This window comes from Chitinophaga niabensis (assembly GCF_039545795.1).
Taxonomy (GTDB): domain Bacteria; phylum Bacteroidota; class Bacteroidia; order Chitinophagales; family Chitinophagaceae; genus Chitinophaga; species Chitinophaga niabensis_B.
This window is the reverse complement of sequence record NZ_CP154260.1, coordinates 4,690,846-4,707,714: the sequence shown is the minus strand read 5'-3', so window position 1 is coordinate 4,707,714 and position 16,869 is coordinate 4,690,846. Positions and strand designations below refer to the sequence as shown.

Annotated in this window: 17 protein-coding genes; 10 read left to right on the top strand and 7 right to left on the bottom strand. The window is 45.6% G+C overall.

From position 1 onward, the window contains the following. Positions 1-31: 31 nt before the first annotated feature. From AAHN97_RS18630 to AAHN97_RS18595, 8 genes are all read left to right on the top strand, one after another. Positions 32-820 carry a helix-turn-helix domain-containing protein gene (locus AAHN97_RS18630; protein WP_343303577.1) on the top strand — a complete coding sequence of 263 codons (789 nt, stop codon included), beginning with the start codon at positions 32-34 and terminating at the stop codon, positions 818-820. Between the two features lie 27 nt (positions 821-847). Beyond that, entirely contained in the window at positions 848-1,531 is a 684-nt protein-coding gene (locus tag AAHN97_RS18625) for a bleomycin resistance protein (RefSeq protein ID WP_343303576.1), read from the top strand. Between the two features lie 37 nt (positions 1,532-1,568). Further along, the gene (locus tag AAHN97_RS18620) at positions 1,569-2,108 is read left to right on the top strand and encodes an SRPBCC family protein (RefSeq protein WP_343303575.1); all 540 of its coding nucleotides are present in this window, start codon (positions 1,569-1,571) and stop codon (positions 2,106-2,108) included. Continuing rightward, the gene (locus AAHN97_RS18615; protein WP_343303574.1) at positions 2,105-2,437 is read left to right on the top strand and encodes a DUF1579 family protein; all 333 of its coding nucleotides are present in this window, start codon (positions 2,105-2,107) and stop codon (positions 2,435-2,437) included. The genes AAHN97_RS18620 and AAHN97_RS18615 overlap by 4 nt, the downstream gene beginning before the upstream one ends. 89 nt (positions 2,438-2,526) lie before the next feature. After that, positions 2,527-2,910 carry an HYC_CC_PP family protein gene (locus AAHN97_RS18610; RefSeq protein WP_343303573.1) on the top strand — a complete coding sequence of 128 codons (384 nt, stop codon included), beginning with the start codon at positions 2,527-2,529 and terminating at the stop codon, positions 2,908-2,910. A gap of 56 nt (positions 2,911-2,966) precedes the next feature. Further along, positions 2,967-3,512 (top strand): heavy-metal-associated domain-containing protein, encoded by a 546-nt coding sequence (locus AAHN97_RS18605; RefSeq protein WP_343303572.1) that lies wholly within the window; start codon positions 2,967-2,969, stop codon positions 3,510-3,512. Between the two features lie 12 nt (positions 3,513-3,524). Beyond that, the gene (locus AAHN97_RS18600) at positions 3,525-4,391 is read left to right on the top strand and encodes a hypothetical protein (protein ID WP_343303571.1); all 867 of its coding nucleotides are present in this window, start codon (positions 3,525-3,527) and stop codon (positions 4,389-4,391) included. A 1-nt stretch (position 4,392) separates the two neighbouring features. Continuing rightward, positions 4,393-4,965: an AraC family transcriptional regulator gene (locus tag AAHN97_RS18595; RefSeq protein ID WP_343303570.1), complete on the top strand. Its 573-nt coding sequence runs from the start codon at positions 4,393-4,395 to the stop codon at positions 4,963-4,965. On the opposite strand, the gene AAHN97_RS18590 is transcribed toward AAHN97_RS18595, so the two are convergent. The 5 genes from AAHN97_RS18590 to AAHN97_RS18570 all read right to left on the bottom strand — a co-directional run bounded on the left by AAHN97_RS18590 (position 4,948) and on the right by AAHN97_RS18570 (position 12,049). Beyond that, positions 4,948-5,187, bottom strand: a complete 240-nt coding sequence (locus tag AAHN97_RS18590) for a hypothetical protein (RefSeq protein ID WP_343303569.1) — start codon at positions 5,185-5,187, stop codon at positions 4,948-4,950. The genes AAHN97_RS18595 and AAHN97_RS18590 overlap by 18 nt on opposite strands. A gap of 188 nt (positions 5,188-5,375) precedes the next feature. After that, a complete protein-coding gene (locus AAHN97_RS18585; protein WP_343303568.1) occupies positions 5,376-6,767 on the bottom strand; it encodes a SusD/RagB family nutrient-binding outer membrane lipoprotein in 1,392 nt (463 codons plus the stop codon). Positions 6,768-6,776: 9 nt separating this feature from the next. Continuing rightward, positions 6,777-10,259, bottom strand: a complete 3,483-nt coding sequence (locus tag AAHN97_RS18580; protein WP_343303567.1) for a SusC/RagA family TonB-linked outer membrane protein — start codon at positions 10,257-10,259, stop codon at positions 6,777-6,779. A gap of 256 nt (positions 10,260-10,515) precedes the next feature. Beyond that, positions 10,516-11,448 carry a FecR family protein gene (locus tag AAHN97_RS18575; RefSeq protein WP_343303566.1) on the bottom strand — a complete coding sequence of 311 codons (933 nt, stop codon included), beginning with the start codon at positions 11,446-11,448 and terminating at the stop codon, positions 10,516-10,518. 43 nt (positions 11,449-11,491) lie between these two features. Beyond that, positions 11,492-12,049, bottom strand: coding sequence for an RNA polymerase sigma factor (locus AAHN97_RS18570; RefSeq protein ID WP_343303565.1), 558 nt, complete (start codon positions 12,047-12,049; stop codon positions 11,492-11,494). Positions 12,050-12,431: 382 nt separating this feature from the next. On the opposite strand from AAHN97_RS18570, the gene AAHN97_RS18565 reads away from it, so the two are divergent. Beyond that, positions 12,432-13,850: a hypothetical protein gene (locus AAHN97_RS18565; protein WP_343303564.1), complete on the top strand. Its 1,419-nt coding sequence runs from the start codon at positions 12,432-12,434 to the stop codon at positions 13,848-13,850. A 63-nt stretch (positions 13,851-13,913) separates the two neighbouring features. Continuing rightward, entirely contained in the window at positions 13,914-15,566 is a 1,653-nt protein-coding gene (locus AAHN97_RS18560; protein ID WP_343303563.1) for a L,D-transpeptidase family protein, read from the top strand. 95 nt (positions 15,567-15,661) lie between these two features. Here the strand turns inward: AAHN97_RS18560 and AAHN97_RS18555 are convergent, their stop codons facing one another. Together AAHN97_RS18555 and AAHN97_RS18550 are read right to left on the bottom strand one after the other, a co-directional pair. Beyond that, a complete protein-coding gene (locus tag AAHN97_RS18555; RefSeq protein WP_343303562.1) occupies positions 15,662-16,423 on the bottom strand; it encodes an SDR family NAD(P)-dependent oxidoreductase in 762 nt (253 codons plus the stop codon). 31 nt (positions 16,424-16,454) lie between these two features. Beyond that, positions 16,455-16,829, bottom strand: a complete 375-nt coding sequence (locus AAHN97_RS18550) for a putative quinol monooxygenase (RefSeq protein ID WP_343303561.1) — start codon at positions 16,827-16,829, stop codon at positions 16,455-16,457. Positions 16,830-16,869: the final 40 nt, after the last annotated feature.

Here is a 16,869-nt window from a genome sequence, read left to right as displayed (position 1 = left end):
GGATTCTTCAAAGCTGGTGTAAATTAGTAGCATGAAATACCTCCGGATCAAACCTCCCTCAAGTCTGTCTGCCTATGTCAGGTATTTTTGGGTAGGAGAGGTGGAGGCACAATTCATACATCATGCTATTGCCGCCAGTTCCCCCAGGATGATCTTTCACTACAAGGGAAGTTTTGACGAAATAACAGCATCCGGTAAGCTGCAACGCTCTTACTCATCCGGTATTCAGGGTCAGTCAAAAAAACATACACAGTTCATTACTCAGCAACCCGCAGCCATGTTCGGGATTGAATTCTTTCCTTACGTGATCCCTTCCTTGTTTGCTATTCCTGCAACAGCACTCACAGATCAGTATATAGATCTTACTGTTTTTCTGGGAAGGAAAGGAAGGGAACTGGAAGCGCGTATACAAGAGGCCTGCACAGATGAAGAAAGGATCCTCATCGCTACCCGGTTCCTGGAATCCCGCCTCAATGGAATCAGCCACCCCTTTATCATAGACGCGATAGATCAGATCAATGCAAAAGGAGGCCTGGTGAATATTGCGGAACTGGCAAAGAACAGCCCTGTATCACAAAGGCAGTTTGAAAGACTGTTTAAAGAAGTAGCCGGGTTTACGCCTAAATTATATGCACGTGTTAAACGGTTCGAAACAGCTTTATGCCAGCAAACGGGTTCTTTAACACAAAGGGCGCTGGATGCGGGATATGCAGACCAGTCGCATTTTATCCGGGACTTCCGGGATTTCACAGGCCTTCAGCCCAGGAACTATTTTAAAGCTATGGCTAACCTGGCGGATGTCGAAAACGTACAATTCTGAACAAAAACTGTTATTCATCTTTGCAGGATGAACCTTATAACACCAATCTTCCCCTGCAAGTCACTGGATGAATTGCTGGCGTTCTACCAGTCATTGGGATTTACTGTCACCTATCAGCAGAAAAGCCCCAACCCCTACGCCATCCTGGAAAGGGACTGGATCCGGCTGGACTTCTACGGCATCAAACACCACGATCCTGCTAAATGTTATCACACCTGTTACATCCTCACAGATGAAGTGGATGACCTGTACGAAGCATTCACCAACGCACTCCGCAAAAGGAGTGGAAAACTGCCTACACGTGGTCTTCCAAGGATCAGCGAGATAAGGGATAAATCATACGGTGTAAGGGAATTTATGTTCTCTGATATTGCAGGCACCTGCATCAGGATAGGAAAGAAGATCGGGTTACAACAGGAAAGCCCCGCCAGTAAACGTTTATCCCTCACATTGGATTTCGCCTATAAGAGTGAGGATGAACCTTTAGAAGTAATAATTCCCGTATTAGATAAAGCCATCGAAAAAGAAAAAGACAGCGATTGCCTTAATCTATACAAAGTGATGACCATAAGAGCCGACATTGCTATTGAACAGGGAGATCATCAACTGGCACAGGAGTTACTGGAAAAGGTGAAAGCAGGTTTAGGGGCAGAACACAAGGCAGAACGCCAAAGGGTAAACGACCTGGAGCAGAAGATCATAAAACCATGAAAAATACCGTAAATTGGTAAGGTAAAACCACCAATTAATGAGCATCCTAATTACTGCCTTCACCATCCTCATCGGCATTATCCTGCTGTTACTGATCATCGCACTGTTCATAAAAAAGGAATACACCATCGAACAGGCTATTGTTATCAACAAGCCCAAAGCGTTTGTGTACGACTATCTGCGGCTGCTTCGTAACCACGATAACTTTGTCAAATGGTCAATGATAGATCCCAATATGAAAAAGACCTATACAGGAACAGATGGTACCGTAGGTTTTGTTTCTGCATGGGACAGTACAAATAAACAGGTAGGAAAAGGAGAACAGGAGGTCATTAAAATGGCAGAAGGAGAGAAGATAGATTATGAACTGCGTTTTATCCGTCCATTCGAAGGGATATCTTATGCCTCCATTGCTACGGTTGCAGTAGGTGAACAGCAAACCAGGGTAATATGGGTATTCAATGGAAAGATGAAGTACCCCATGAACCTGATGCTGTTGTTCATGAACCTGGAGAAGATGCTGGCAAAAGATCTCGATGAAGGCCTGGCAACGCTGAAAAATATCCTTGAAAAATGACACCCATTCAGAAACTACAGCCTTTCATTGGCACCTGGAAAACAGAAGGTCAAACCAGTACCGGTGAAAAGATAACCGGTACGGATAGTTATGAATGGTTCCCTGGCGGCCATTTCATTCAGCACAACATCCATGTGCAAATGGGCGGCCAGCAGGTAATTGGCCTCGAAATGATCAGTTTCGATGCTTCCACCGGCAAATACCCCATGCATTTCTATGATAACCAGGGAAATAACACCATAAGCCAGGCCACCGAACACAATGGCGCATGGACCTTCACGGGAGAAAAAGAACGGGGCACTTTTACCTCAGCGAAGGGGGAAATGTGATCCAGGGCACCTGGGAAGGTTCAGAGAACGGAAAGGACTGGGCACCCATCATGGACATAAAACTCACCAAAATACCGTAACTTTACAGGGTGAAAAAACTGCTCACCATATGTTTGGCCGTTCTGTACACGCTGATAACCAGCGGGTTCACGGTAAATATGCACTATTGCATGGGTGAGCTGGCTGCCGTAGAACTGCATGATACCCATAACGACAGCTGCCCGAAATGCGGCATGGATGTTAAAGGGGATTGCTGTAAGGACGAAGCCAAATTCGTGAAGCTGGATAACTCCCACCAGGCAGCAAAAGCCTTTGTGGAACTTTCCGCTACTGTTTCCCTGGTTCCCGCTGTTATGCAACCCATATGGCTGGCACCTGTTGCTGAAACGGTTGTATTAACTCCCCGTGCTCACGGTCCACCCATCGCCCCCTCTACACCACTCTACATGAGCAACTGTATTTTCCTGATCTGATATAAATACCCGTCCAAACAGGTATTTATTTAATCATTTCATTTAATACAACCATCATGAAAACATTACTCATAGCCTTCGCGCTGATAGGTGTACAATTCACCGCATCCGCTCAATATAAGAAAGCATCTTTACAGGCTGCCGGTCTTACCTGCGCCATGTGTTCCAACGCTACTTTCAAAGCACTGAAAACATTACCTTTCATAGACAAGATCGATACCGATCTGAACAACACTACCTTCATCCTCCATTTCAAACCCAACAGCAATGTGAACCTCGATCAGATCAAAGGGAAAGTGGAAGGCGCCGGTTTCTCCGTAGCCAAACTGATCGTTACCGCCAACTTCGATAAGATTAAAGTGGAAAACGATACGCACATTCCTTTTGCCGGTCAAACGCTGCACTTCATGAACGTAAAACCCCAGACGCTGCAGGGAGATAAGGACATTACCGTGATCGATAAAGATTTCGTGTCCGGCAAAGCATTTAAGCAATATAGCACCCAGACTAAAATGAGCTGCTATAAGACCGGTATCATGGAAAGCTGCTGCAAACCTGAAAGCGGATCAGCAGGTAAACGAGTGTATCACGTAACCATTTAACCCCTGCCTTACATGAAGAAATATATCATATTGCTGGCATTCGTCAGCATCAACCTGGTTGCGCAGGCACAGGAACTGTATGTGAATACGGAGCCAGCCAGTAACATGCCAGCCAATTCCATGGGCATCCGCCTCACCAACAAGTTCTTCAACATGAAGTTTGAAGGCAATACCGGTATGCGTTTTGAACCGGAAGTAATGTTCGGTATCTCAAAGAACCTGATGGTGCACGGAATCGGATACCTCTCGAATAATATGCAGGAAGATATCCGTTTTGAAGGAGGAAGTATTTATGCTAAATACCGCTTCCTCTCCAAGGATGATCTGCATTCCCATTTCAGGATGGCTGCCTATGCAAAAGGTTCTTTGATCGATAATCCGTACTACCCCGTCCTTAATGCCGGGCACGATCATAGTGGCAGGAATTATGAGAATGAAGAACTGGACCTTGAAGGAATGACTTCAGGTGCAGGGGCTGGTATCATTGCCACGCAGCTGATCCATAAACTCGCTATCTCAGGTATCGTAGGTTACAACCGCCACATGAAGAATCTCAAGAATGAGCTGCCTTCCAATGTGTCCCGCAGTATGGTGAATTACAGCCTGTCTGCCGGTTACCTGTTATTGCCGGTGAAATACAGGAGTTATGAGCAAACGAACCTGAACCTTTACGTGGAATTCCTTGGTAAATCCAATATAGATCAATACCGTGCAGGTTATTATGTGGATGTAGCCCCGGCTATCCAGTTCATCTTTAACAGCACTACGCGGCTGGACCTTTCCTATCGTACACAGCTGTTCGGAGATATGGCACGTAATATGGATAGGAGTTTTCTGATCAGGTTAGAACACAATATCTTCAATCTTAGAAATAAATAGGATGAAAAGTACTGTATTGCATATCAAAAATATGGTTTGTCCGCGCTGTATCAAAGCAGTGCGGCAGGTGTTGGAGCAGGAAGGAAAAGAAGTGACGGAGGTGGGCCTGGGTAGTGCCACGGTAAAAGGTACACTCAGTGCAGCACAAACAGAAGGTATCGCAAAAGCTTTACAGGAAGAAGGATTTGTATTGCTGGATGATCGCAGGCACCAGATAGTGGAAGGTATCAAAAATTTCATTGTGGAAACGGTGCACTACGGTGAACTGGATGAGCTGAATGAAAACTTCTCCACGCTGTTGTCCCAACGCCTGCAAAAGGATTATCACTTGCTCAGTAAACTATTCTCTGAGGTGGAAGGTACTACCATCGAGCAGTTCATCATTCAGCAGAAGATTGAACGGGTAAAGGAACTACTGGCGTATAATGAATTAACGCTGAGTGAAATTGCCTATAAGATGGGATACAGCAGCGTGGCCCATTTATCCGGGCAGTTTAAAAAGGTGACAGGACTTACGCCCAGCCAGTTTAAACAGCTGAAAGAGGATAAGCGGAAATCATTGGATACGATCTAGGAGATAGGGGATAATCAAAAAATCCTCCCTTGGATCTGTCATCGCAAGTGTAAAATCTCCTGGCTCTATCTTCAAAAAAATATAAGCCCTCGGATCTGTCATTGCAAGTGTAAAATCTCCTGGCTCTATCTTCAAAAAAATATAAGCCCTCGGATCTGTCATTGCAAGTGTAAAATCTCCTGGCTCTATCTTCAAAAAAATAAAAGCTCCTGGATTTATCATCGTAAAAAATAAATCTTCTGGATCTATCCTCACAAAAATAAAAGCTCCCCGATACTGGATCAGGGGGCTTTTTTATTTGAGGGGGAACAGATATCTTTTTATTTAAAGGAGACAAGGCTTCATTTATCTAAAGGGAACAACCCCATTTTTTTATCCCGGAACAAGCTTTCTCAAGGATCAACCGCTCCTTACTTATCCCACCACAACCTGCCATACAAATTATCTCCACCCGGGAACTGCCGCTTCACTGCATCCTCATAATGTTTCTTATTATTAAACACTTCATCCTGCGGATACCCTTGTCTTAATGGAACATCCTTCCCATCCGGTTTAATCAACCCTGCCGGAAAACCAGTTCTCCTCCATTCAGCCCATGCTTCAAAACCATGCATGAACAAATGCACCCAGCGCTGATTACCGATCTGCTCATAACCATTGGCAGCAACATACGGCATGCCGGCACTGGCCATCATTACACCATACCCTGTGGTATCATTATTTTTCCATTGACGAACAGAATGCTCAATCGCCATTTTATAATTAGCTTCAGCAGCAACATCGCCATCAGGGATCCAACCCAATTTAGCAGCTTCTGCTTTTGCAAAAAGCGCCTGCGCATAGGTTACGAGGTACACATTCGCATTCTGCTTTCTGATCTCTAAGCCCAGTAAGGAATAGGCGGTTGTACTCAATCCGCTTGTTGCGCCGTAGGTTAATCCTACATATTGCCCCGCGGAATTCTTATCACCATAAACAGGCAAACGCGGATCGTTCACCGGTTTCATTTTGCTTACCAGGCTTTCACTCAAAGCCCACCATTTGCGGTTCTGGTCCGTGATCTGATCATACCAGTAACTTTCATTCGCAGCTTCTGCAAGATGACTGAAAACAAAATTATCTGCATTGGAGGTCATGATACCTGCCGTCAATGCTTTATTGAATTCTGTTTTTGCTTTTTCCGGTGCCGCAGCAGATAAACGTAGGGCCATCAGTAAACGGATGGTATTACCAAGTTTTTTCCAGCGCGTCATATTACCCTGGTAGATGATATCGTTGATGATATCTCCCGCCACGATGGATTTATCTGCCTGGTCTAACAACAGAAAGAGACTGTCGTAAATAACGGCCTGGAGATCATAAACAGGTGTTGTATTGGCACGTCCTTTTAAAGCCTCTGTGTAAGGCACATCTCCCCAACGGTCTGTAATATGCCAGAAGTAATAAGCTTTGAGGATCTTGGCCACTGCCAGCTGATTGGGGATGGGCCCTTCATTGGCATCCATGCTGGTAGTACGGATCACGGAATCCAGGTTCATCAATGGCCCGTAATACATACTGTAGAAATTAGCACTTACCTGGTTGTATAAAGAAAGGTTGGGATATTGTGTTTCAGATAAGTATTGCGCAAAATATTCCGCCTGTGGGGATTCTCCCAGTACAGGCAGGAATAGTTCCGCACTGGCGATCAGCTGTGTGCTGGAAGTTTTAGACGGCAGGTTCGGGTTCACATTCATGTCACCAAACTTATTACAAGCCGCTAAAAGCAAACTGATACCTATGATATAATAAAGTCTTTTCATGATCATCGATTAAAAGTTAATGGTGAGGTTCGCGCCGAAAGAACGTACGGTGTTAGACTGACCGGATTCCAGCCAGCTGATACCCTGTGAGCCACTGGAAAGTTCTGTAGGATCAAGTCCTTTAGGTGCTTTCTGCCAGATCATGGCGGGGTTGCGTGCAATCAGTGCAATGTTCACTTTGCTGAAAGGCAACCTGCCCAATGCCGCTTTATCCAGTGTATAACCCAGCCTGATCTCGCGGAGTTTGATGTAGTCTGCACCATATAACCATTCTTCATACACATGTGTGGCCAGCACTGTTCTGTAATAACTGCGTGCATCCACATAAGCTGTTACTTCTTGTTTTGTAGCTGCGGAAATACCATTCACTTTGATGCCACCACCATCTGCTAAAGGATCACGGATATTTTTGCCTTTATCATTCAGCACGGCTGTTTCTTCTGCCATACCGGTTTTCATCGCCAGCATTTTAGAACGGCTGAAGAACTGTCCGCCGAATTGATAATCGATCATCACGCCGAGATCAAATTTCCCGAGGCGGAACATATTCTGGAATCCACCGGTAACATCAGGCAATGCACTGCCGAAGTTGTGATTGGCTTCTGTATACAAGGGCATATTGTTAGCACCCAGTAATATCTTGCCGGTAGCGGAATCACGCTGATATGCTTTCCCGATAAGACTGCCAAACGCTTGTCCTTTATATGCATTGAGATAAGCGGTAACGCCTGAATAGGTAGAGGAATAGAGTGGATACACACTTTGTCCGGGCCCCAGTTCCACCACCTGGCTTTTGTTCCTGCTCAGGTTGAAAATGGTGTTCCAGGAAAAGTTCTTGCTTTGTATGGGCGTAGCCGTTAGTGCTATTTCAAATCCTTTGTTTTCGATCAGGCCGGCATTGATAGTAGTACTGGCAAAACCGCTGGTGCCTGATAAAGCCAATGGAATGATCTGGTTTTTATTTTTCTGCGTATAATAAGTGAACTCAAATCCCAGCCGGTTGTCCAGGAATTTCAGGTCAATACCTGCTTCATAAGAATGTGCGAAAGATGGTTTGATATTGGCATTCGCCAGGTCATCCAGAATGTACAGTGAATTTACAATGGATTTATCCGGCATCGTGTAGTTACTACCTACCCCATAGTTCAGGGAAGTTTCGTACACACCCAGGTCAGAACCTGCCTGTGCATAACTCAATCTGAGTTTACCGTAGGAGAGTGCATTCCATTTGATCAATTCACTGAAAACAAAACTACCGGATAAGGAAGGGTACCAGTAAGAGTTGTTCTGTTGTGGCAGGGTAGAAGAGTTGTCGTTCCGCAGTGATACATCCACAAAGTAAGTGTTCTTATAACCGAAGGAGGCCATACCATAAGCACTCCTGATCTGTTTTCTTAATAAATAAGAATTACTGAGCGGCCGGTCTTTGGAAGCAGAGAGGCTATAGAATCCGGGGCTGGAAAGCCCGCCCTGTGTTTCTCCGGTTACATAGGTGTATCTCCTGTTGTAAACATTGCCACCGAGGTTGGCGTTGAAGGAGAAGTCGTCCCAGTTTTTATTGTATTGGGCCAGGAACTCATAGTTCATTTCCTTGTTCTGATATTTACCGGAGGAATACGCCGGTACCCTTCTGCCATTGAAAGCAATCCTTGTTTCAATATTCTGCGTGTACATATCGCCGCGTACAAATCCGCTCAGTTTTAAACCGGGTAATACCTGGTAGCTGAGGCCCACATCTCCGAAGAAACGATCACGACTGTCACTGCTGAAATTCTCATAAGCATCGAAGTACGGATTGTCCCAGTACAAAGCACTGAGGTCTGTGAGTACGCCACTGCTGCCGGTTGCAGGAGGGGAGATGTTCCAGTGTTTGATGGTACCATCTGCATAACGGTAATCCTTCATCCGTTTCATATCCATATTACGTTGAAACCATTGTACAATGTAACGCGCGCCCCATTCGGAACCCTGCGATGGGCGTTGCGCGCTGTTGTTAGCGTAATTGATATTTGTTGAAACCGTCAGCTTGGGGGTAAGGTCGAGAGATGCATTTACACCCAGGTTATTTCTTTTTAACCAGGTGTTGGGTTCCACCCCTCCGATATTCGTATTGTTATAGCTCAGGCGGAAAGTAGAATTCTCATTGCCACCGGAAACGGTGATGCCATTGTTTAAACTATATCCTGTTTCATAAAAATCTTCGATGTTGCTGGGATGCGGAACAAAAGGTGTTTCCTTTCCATATTCAGGGTCCTGCGGGAAAAAGCTGAATACCTGGCGAACAGGTGTGCCATCCATTTTAGGTCCCCAGCTTTCATCATAATCCAGTTGTACAAATTTCTGCCCATTGGCGAGGGTACGCCATGTTTGTGTAGAACCGGCACCATAAAGGTTTTGAAGGGGGAGGAAGTTAGCTGCCTTCTCAATAGAGTAAGCGCTGTTCAGTTGCACATCTACTTTCTTTGCGCCTCTTTTTCCTTTTTTAGTGGTGATCATGATCACGCCATACTGACCGCGTATACCATATAATGCAGAAGCTGCGGGGCCTTTCAGCACATTCACTGTTTCAATATCTTCAGGGTTCACATCCTGGCCCAGGTTACCATAGTCTGCCCTGTCGCTGGATGCAAAGTTAGCGTTGGAGATAGGCGTTCCATCTACAACTATCAGTGGCTGATCGCCACCGGAAATAGAGTTCACACCACGGATCTTGATCTTTTGTGTTCCGCCAAGGCTGGCACCGGAAGAACCTGTCACCTGCACCCCGGCAATTTTACCGGCCAGTGAACCGATCACATTCTGTTCTTTGGTAAGTGTGAGGTTTTCTCCTTTCACCTGTTGGGTGGAATATCCCAGGGAACGCTGACTGCGCGAGATACCCAATGCAGTCACTACCACTTCAGATAAACGGGTATCACCTTCCAGCATTTGGAAGTTGAGCTGTACTACTTCATTATTTTGAACGGTCACATTTTGTATTACCGGGCTGAAACCCACGGCAGAAGCCTGTAAACGGTAAGTGCCTGCTTTGAGGTTATTCAAAGTGAATTCACCCTGTGCATTGGCTACCGTGCCATGGGTAGTACCAACAACGGTTACGGTAGCAAAGGGTACAACTGCGCCTGTTGGATCAGTTACCTTTCCTTTAACACCTCCATCATACACAGTTACAGTAAGTGAGGGTGCTTTTTTGATGATGATGTTATCATTCACCACTTCATACCGGAGGTTGGCTGGCTTTAACAGGTCATCGAGGATCCGGGCAACGGTTTCGCTATTTGCCTGGTAAGTAATGCTGGTGTAGGCAGCAATGTCTTCCGTCTTATACGTAAAGGAGAATTTGGCGTGGGACTCTATCTTGCGCAGGATCTGTTTCAGACTCATGTTCTTTATGTCTAAAGACATCGTCTTATTCAGGTTCTGGCCGGAGCCGGTACCTGCCATCAGCAATCCGCTTAGGGTAAGAAGAATGGCAAGAATGGATATCCTCATAAGTAACCGTTTGTTTTTGAACAACTTAGGTAGTTGTTGCATGGCACAAAACAGCGCAGCAATACTGCTGTACGTTTTTACATACAAATTCATAGCTTTGATAAGTTTAATAATTCTATGACGGGATTATTTAAATGCACAAAAAGAGCCGTTTCCTGCTCGTAACAGGAACGGCTCTTACATGTTTTTTTAATCCGGTGCAAACACTGCATGGATATTCATAACATTAGATTTTGGTTGAAGATCGATTTACGCTTTATTGGATCACATATACACCCGCTATGTCCAGTAGTTGACTGTCCGTCAGCTTGCATAATATATGTAATGCTTCCTTTATGCCGATATCCCTTCTGAATGAAGTGGAAATATTGATCGCACTGATATTTTTATTATCTATTCTGATCGCTACGTTGTACACCCTTTCCAGGTCTGCGGCAATCTCTGCCATGGTTTCTCCATCGTAGGCCAGGCTGCCGTCTTTCCAGGGAGCTGTTTCTACCAGCGTTGCTTTTTTAGTGATAGCAGATTCCGTTACCTCATTCACTTTTACCTGCTGGCCCCGTGTAAGTAATGCCGGTGTTTTATCGCCACCATAATTCACACGCACTTTACCATGGCTCACAGAAACAATGATGTTCTCCTGCCCCGGATAGGCCTTTATATTAAAGGCGGTACCCAGTACCGTGGTAGATACTTTCCCGGTATGAATAATAAATGGCGCATTCTCTGCATGCTGTACATCAAAGTACGCCTCCCCGGAAAGCGTTACTTCTCTTTTGCCGGAACCGAAGCTTGTCGGGAATTCCAGTGTACTGGCTGCATTCAGCCATACTTTGGTACTATCCGGTAATACGAGGTATTTATATTCAGAACGTTCTGTGACCTTTTTCGTTAATGCGGGTGCCTGAGATGGCAGCAGGAACCAGGCAGCGGCAGCCAGTACAATAACGGCGGCAGCAATTGCAGGCATCATCCTCATCCTGCGGCGTTTGGGATGCAGCAGTACAAGGTTCCCCATTTCATCAATATAAGAAGCGTCCCCGGTCTGCGCATAAGCTGCTTTTACCAGATTACGGATAGCTTCATCATACTCGGATTGGCGGACGTAACTAAAGAACTCTTCATACTCCTCGTGGGAGCATTTATTGTCCATGTATTGCCTGAATAAATACTTTATCCGTTCCTCCATATACCTGTTAGACGAAGCAACGAACAAATGTTCCTATCCGGGATCAAAAAAAATTGAAAAAAAGTAAACTGAGGGGGCCGGTAGTTCTGATCACAAAACTACGAATGGTCTGTAATGCTGAAGAGAGCTGGTTTTTTACCGTATGCCGGGAGATGTGGAGCTCGGAAGCTATTTCCTGGTAATTCATGCCGGCTTCCCGGTTCAGGCAATAGATCAGTTTCCGCTGAGGGGGGAGGAGGGCAATTGCTTTCTGAAGGATGTGTTCATATTCATTCCCCGTTACTATGGTTTCAGTAGAATGGGCGTTTTGGGGAAGGTTGTTCCAGATAGTTTCCCGGAGACGTTCGTCAGCAGCAGCTTTGCGGAGGAAGTCGATCACTTTGTTCTCGGTGAGCCGGTAAAGCCATGCTTCCATGTTCCGGATCTGGCGGATGTCTTCCCTTTGTTCCCAGAGTTTCAGAAATACTTCCTGGATAATGTCCTGTGCATGAGGCGCTGATTTTGTGAGTTTTAACGCCAGGGCATATAACCTGCCTTCATGTTTACGGAAGATGTCCATAAACAGTAGCTCCTGGTCCATATTTGGCTGTTGGTTACTCATGAATAGCGGGGAATAGTTCTGCAAACGCCGTGCATTTAAAAATAGTTAAAAAAAGTTACAATTCCTGCTACTTCTTTTACGGAAAAACTAAATCCCGCTGCTGAACGATGTCTTTTGAGGTAGATTCCGCCACAAATGTGCATCAAAGACCATACAAATATTGCGGATGAAGGGAGCTCCTTTTTCGGATACCACCAATCTCCCCGGTTCTATACTTACCAAGCGCAGTGGACACATTGTTGTTGCATACCCAAAAGTACCGGCTGTTAACTCCCCGGCCGATGAGTGCCGTCACGAGAAAAGAGGATTATGGTCATAATCTTACAACAGACCGCCATAATTGTATAACAATCAGTTAGGAGGATGGCCGTATTTTTGCCCTATGGGAAATGTTATTATGAAAGTGCTCCGGTTCTTCGGATCACTGTTCGTTAAAAAGGATTGTTGCAAAGCGCTTATTGGGTTAACATTGTTAACATCATTAAGCGCACAGGCACAGCATGACCATCACATGCCGGCGAAGAAGGATACGGTACCTGCAAAGAAAAAGCACGACCATGCCGCCATGATGCAACAGGATGAACATGCCGGGCATAACATGCATACCATGACCCACGCCTATTCCAAAAACCTTCCCATGAACCGCAACGGCTCCGGTACCAGCTGGCTGCCGGATAACAGCCCGATGTACATGTATATGGCTCAGAAAGGCAACACCAGCTTCATGTTGCATGGGAACATCTTTTTAAGATACACTTCCACAGACTTCAGCGCCAAAGGCTCCCGCGGCGCCACTAAATTGGACGCACCCAACTGGCTCATGGGTATGATGAACCACCAGGTAGGAAAGAAAGGATTGCTCAATGCCACAGTCATGCTGAGTTTCGACCGTCCCATCATGGGCGGGGAAGGTTATCCGCTCTTATTCCAATCGGGTGAAACCTGGCAGGGCAAAGCTTTGGTAGACCGCCAGCATCCCCATGATATGTTTGCCGCTATCAGTGTCGGCTACACTTATGCGATCAACAAAAACATGGATGTATATGGTTATATAGGATATCCCGGAGAACCAACTATCAGTGCCCCTGCTTTTATGCACCGTGTATCTGCCATGAATAATCCTGATGCCCCCTTAGGTCATCACTGGCAGGATGCTACGCATATCACCTTTGGCGTAGGTACAGTAGGTTTCCGCTACAAACAGGTAAAAGCAGAATTCTCTTCCTTCACTGGCCGCGAACCGGATGAAGATCGCTACAACTTTGATAAACCTTTATTCGACAGCTACGCCTACCGCGTAAGCTACAACCCAAATAAAGCATGGGCCTTACAATTCTCGCAAGCCTTTGTACACAGCCCCGAAGCACTGGAGCCTGACGAAGATGTAACCCGCACCACCGCATCCGTTATTCATACCGTTCCTTTGCAAAAACAGGGTAGCTTCATTGCCTCCTCTGCTGTATGGGGCCTCAATACCCGCGACCATGGCCATAAGGAACATTCCTTTCTTGCAGAATCCAATCTGCAACTACAAAAAAATGCCATATATGGCCGATACGAGTTCGTAGAAAAATCCACCCATGAACTACAATTGGAAGATACTTTCGGCGAAGCAAAATTCAACGTTCACGCCTTCACGTTAGGTTATGCAAGAACCCTGGCTACCGTATGGAAAACCAATCTGGCAATAGGTGCGCAGGGAACTGTAAATGTGGAGGATAAAGCCTTGTATGGCATTTATGGAAAGAACCCGCTCAGCGCACAGATCTATTTAAGGATCAGTCCTGCTATACATAAATAAGTTAATATAAAATCCCACATTAATTTCAACACAGTTTTTGCAATTTATCCTACTTTAGCTGTGATGAAGTATCTTTCGAAGGGCTGGATATTACTCATCATCATAGCAATCGCTGCCTGTGGCCGTAAAAAAGGGCAACCCAGGCAGCAGGAGATCGTAAAAGACCTCCGGCAGCTGGATGAAGTGGTACCTGAGCAAATAGCAGAGCGACTGGAATATATTGCAGGCAACGATGGGGCTATGGAGGACAGTATAGCTGTTTTCCGCCTTTCCGCCCTTCAATATGTATACCAGCAGAACAATGGAGCCGCAAAATGGTCCAAAGACGGCAGAGCGAACGCCGCCGTAGCTTCCATGTTGCAGCTTATCAGCAAGGCAGATGATTACGGCCTTGTAAAAGCCCACTATCACGCCGGGCCCCTCCATACCTCATCAGCACAGTTAAAGAACGAAAAGCGCGATGCCGCACTCTGGGCCAAAATGGATGTATTCCTGACAGATGCATTCCTTAGGATGGCTTACCAGTTACATTACGGCATAGCTCCCCGGGATAGTATCACCCTCCGTAAAGATTCCGTTCTCTCAGATACAGTACTGGCAGGTCTTCTGCAGGAGGCGCTCCAGAGAGGAAATGTAACCGCCGTTCTTGAACAACAGGAACCCATCCACCCCGGATATGCTGCTCTCAAAGAAGGCATACAATTGTATAAACAACAATACGGCAACCGCCACTGGGATACGCTGCCACAGGTATATACAGATACCCTGCAATTCCGCCGTCAGTTAGGATTGCGCTTATTACAAAGCGGGCACCTGGATACCACAGGCGTAGGGTTAACAGATTCCCTCACCCTCAGAAAAGCCGTAAAAGCATTTCAGAATGAATTCAACATCTACCCGGATGGTGTAGCAGGAAAACGAACCATCCAGGTACTCAATAAACAACCGGAAGACTGGCTCCTGCAAGCTGCCATCAACTTAGACCGCTGGCGTAAACTTCCGGATACACTGCCACAACGTTACCTGATGGTAAACATTCCCGCTTTCCGTTTAAACGTAATGGAAAATGGAGACTCAATGGTAGAATCCCGCGTAATAGTAGGTACACCACGCACACGCACACCCGTCCTGAATTCAGTAATGACCAATTTCGTGTTGTACCCTTACTGGCGTGTGCCATACAGCATTGTATTCAAAGAAATGCTGCCGCAGATCAAGAAAGATGTGAACTACCTCGCAGAAAAGAATTTGGAAGTAGTAGATCATCAGGGCAATGTAGTAAGTCCTGATTCCGTGAACTGGTCAAAGCTGGGGAGAAATTACTTCCCTTATGTATTGCGGCAGATGGATGGCCTGGATAATTCCCTCGGCATCATGAAGTTCAACTTTTCCAACAAGTTCAGCGTATATCTTCACGACACCAATAACCGTAGCCTGTTCAGCAATTCCAACCGCGCACTCAGCCATGGCTGCGTACGTGTGCAGCAATGGGATAGCCTGGCCATGTACATGGTCAGCCATGATCCCAAACCTGATATCCGGGATAGTGTACGTACCTGGCTGGATCGGGAGGAAAAGAAACAGTATAATCTCACGGAAAGGATCCCCATCTATATCCGTTACTTCACAGCTGAATTGTGTAATCATAGGATGCAGTTCTACGAAGATATCTATGGAGAAGATAAAACGCTGATGAAGTACTTTACGGCTAAATAAGATGTTGGGCCAAACGGCAGCTTATTAATGGAGCCGCCGTTGCGTCGCACACTTGTACGATAGTTCACTGCACGGCGGGAAGAATTTTTTTTACATTACGTCAATCTTACACCTGTCAATTTCTCACACTTGGTCATAAAAACCTCCTGTACAGTTGCATCCATGGATATTGGGAGAAAATGATCCTGCCTTTTATGGTGAAAATACTTACCACTTACACATGCTTCAGGATCATTACTTACCGCAAGCCATACCTGCGTCTCAAATCCCTTTTCAAGGTTGTCAGGTGCACCTGTCCCACCCATTTTTGTAGGTACCCATCCGGGATCAACAGCATTAGAATAAACATCTGCCCATCTGCGTGCTACAGCCATAGACAAGATCACATCATGTAGTTTTGTATCTGAATAGGTAATCCGGCTGGACTCGGAATGTATGTTCAATGGGAGATTTTCCAATGTTGTATTACCCTGAAGATGCATACCGGAACTCAGATAAACGAGCCGTTTCGGTTTGTGCATCAAACAGGTTAGTAAATAAGGTGCAATACTGTTTACAGCATATAATAGCGGCAAACCATCAACACTTTGCCCCGATACCTGGTATACACCGGCATTATGGATCACTACATCGAAAGAGCCCAAAGCATTAGCCTTTGAAGCCAATAACTTTGTTTCTGCTATACTGGAAAGATCTGCTATTAATGCTTCCTTTGCACCCGGTATTTTCTCTAATGCCTGTTTTGCCCTCACTTCATTGCGTGCATGGAGAACAACCTCATGTCCCAACTTAATCAACGCCTTTGCTGCCAAATGCCCAAGCCCATCTGCTGAGCCGGTAATAAATATTCTCGCCATATTCTATTCGTTAAATAGCCTGGTTGCAAAATCAGCGTTTCTCCGGAACAAATTTGGTTTGCAGTGAAATGGGTTCAACATCTGTAAGTTGAAGCGACTTTACCATTTTCAGTGTCCCATTTTTATACTTCAGAAAGTGATCTGTTTTCAAATGTTTTTGATAAGCCTCCTCGCTGGCATAAATCTCAAAAACGGTTACATGTGTTGGATGCTCCTTATCATATACGGCGTTCAGTGTCAATACACCGGGTTCCACTTTCACAGCAGCTTCAGCATGCTCAGCTAAAGCCGCCTGGTATGCTGTCAGATATGTAGGATCAATTTCAATCTTTGCGATCCTTATCTTCAGTTTGCTTTGCTGAGCCATAGCACTGAAAGTAGAAAGCATCATCAATAAAATCGCCACCGCAAGGGAGAATGACTTTCGAATATCAGGTTGAAATTTA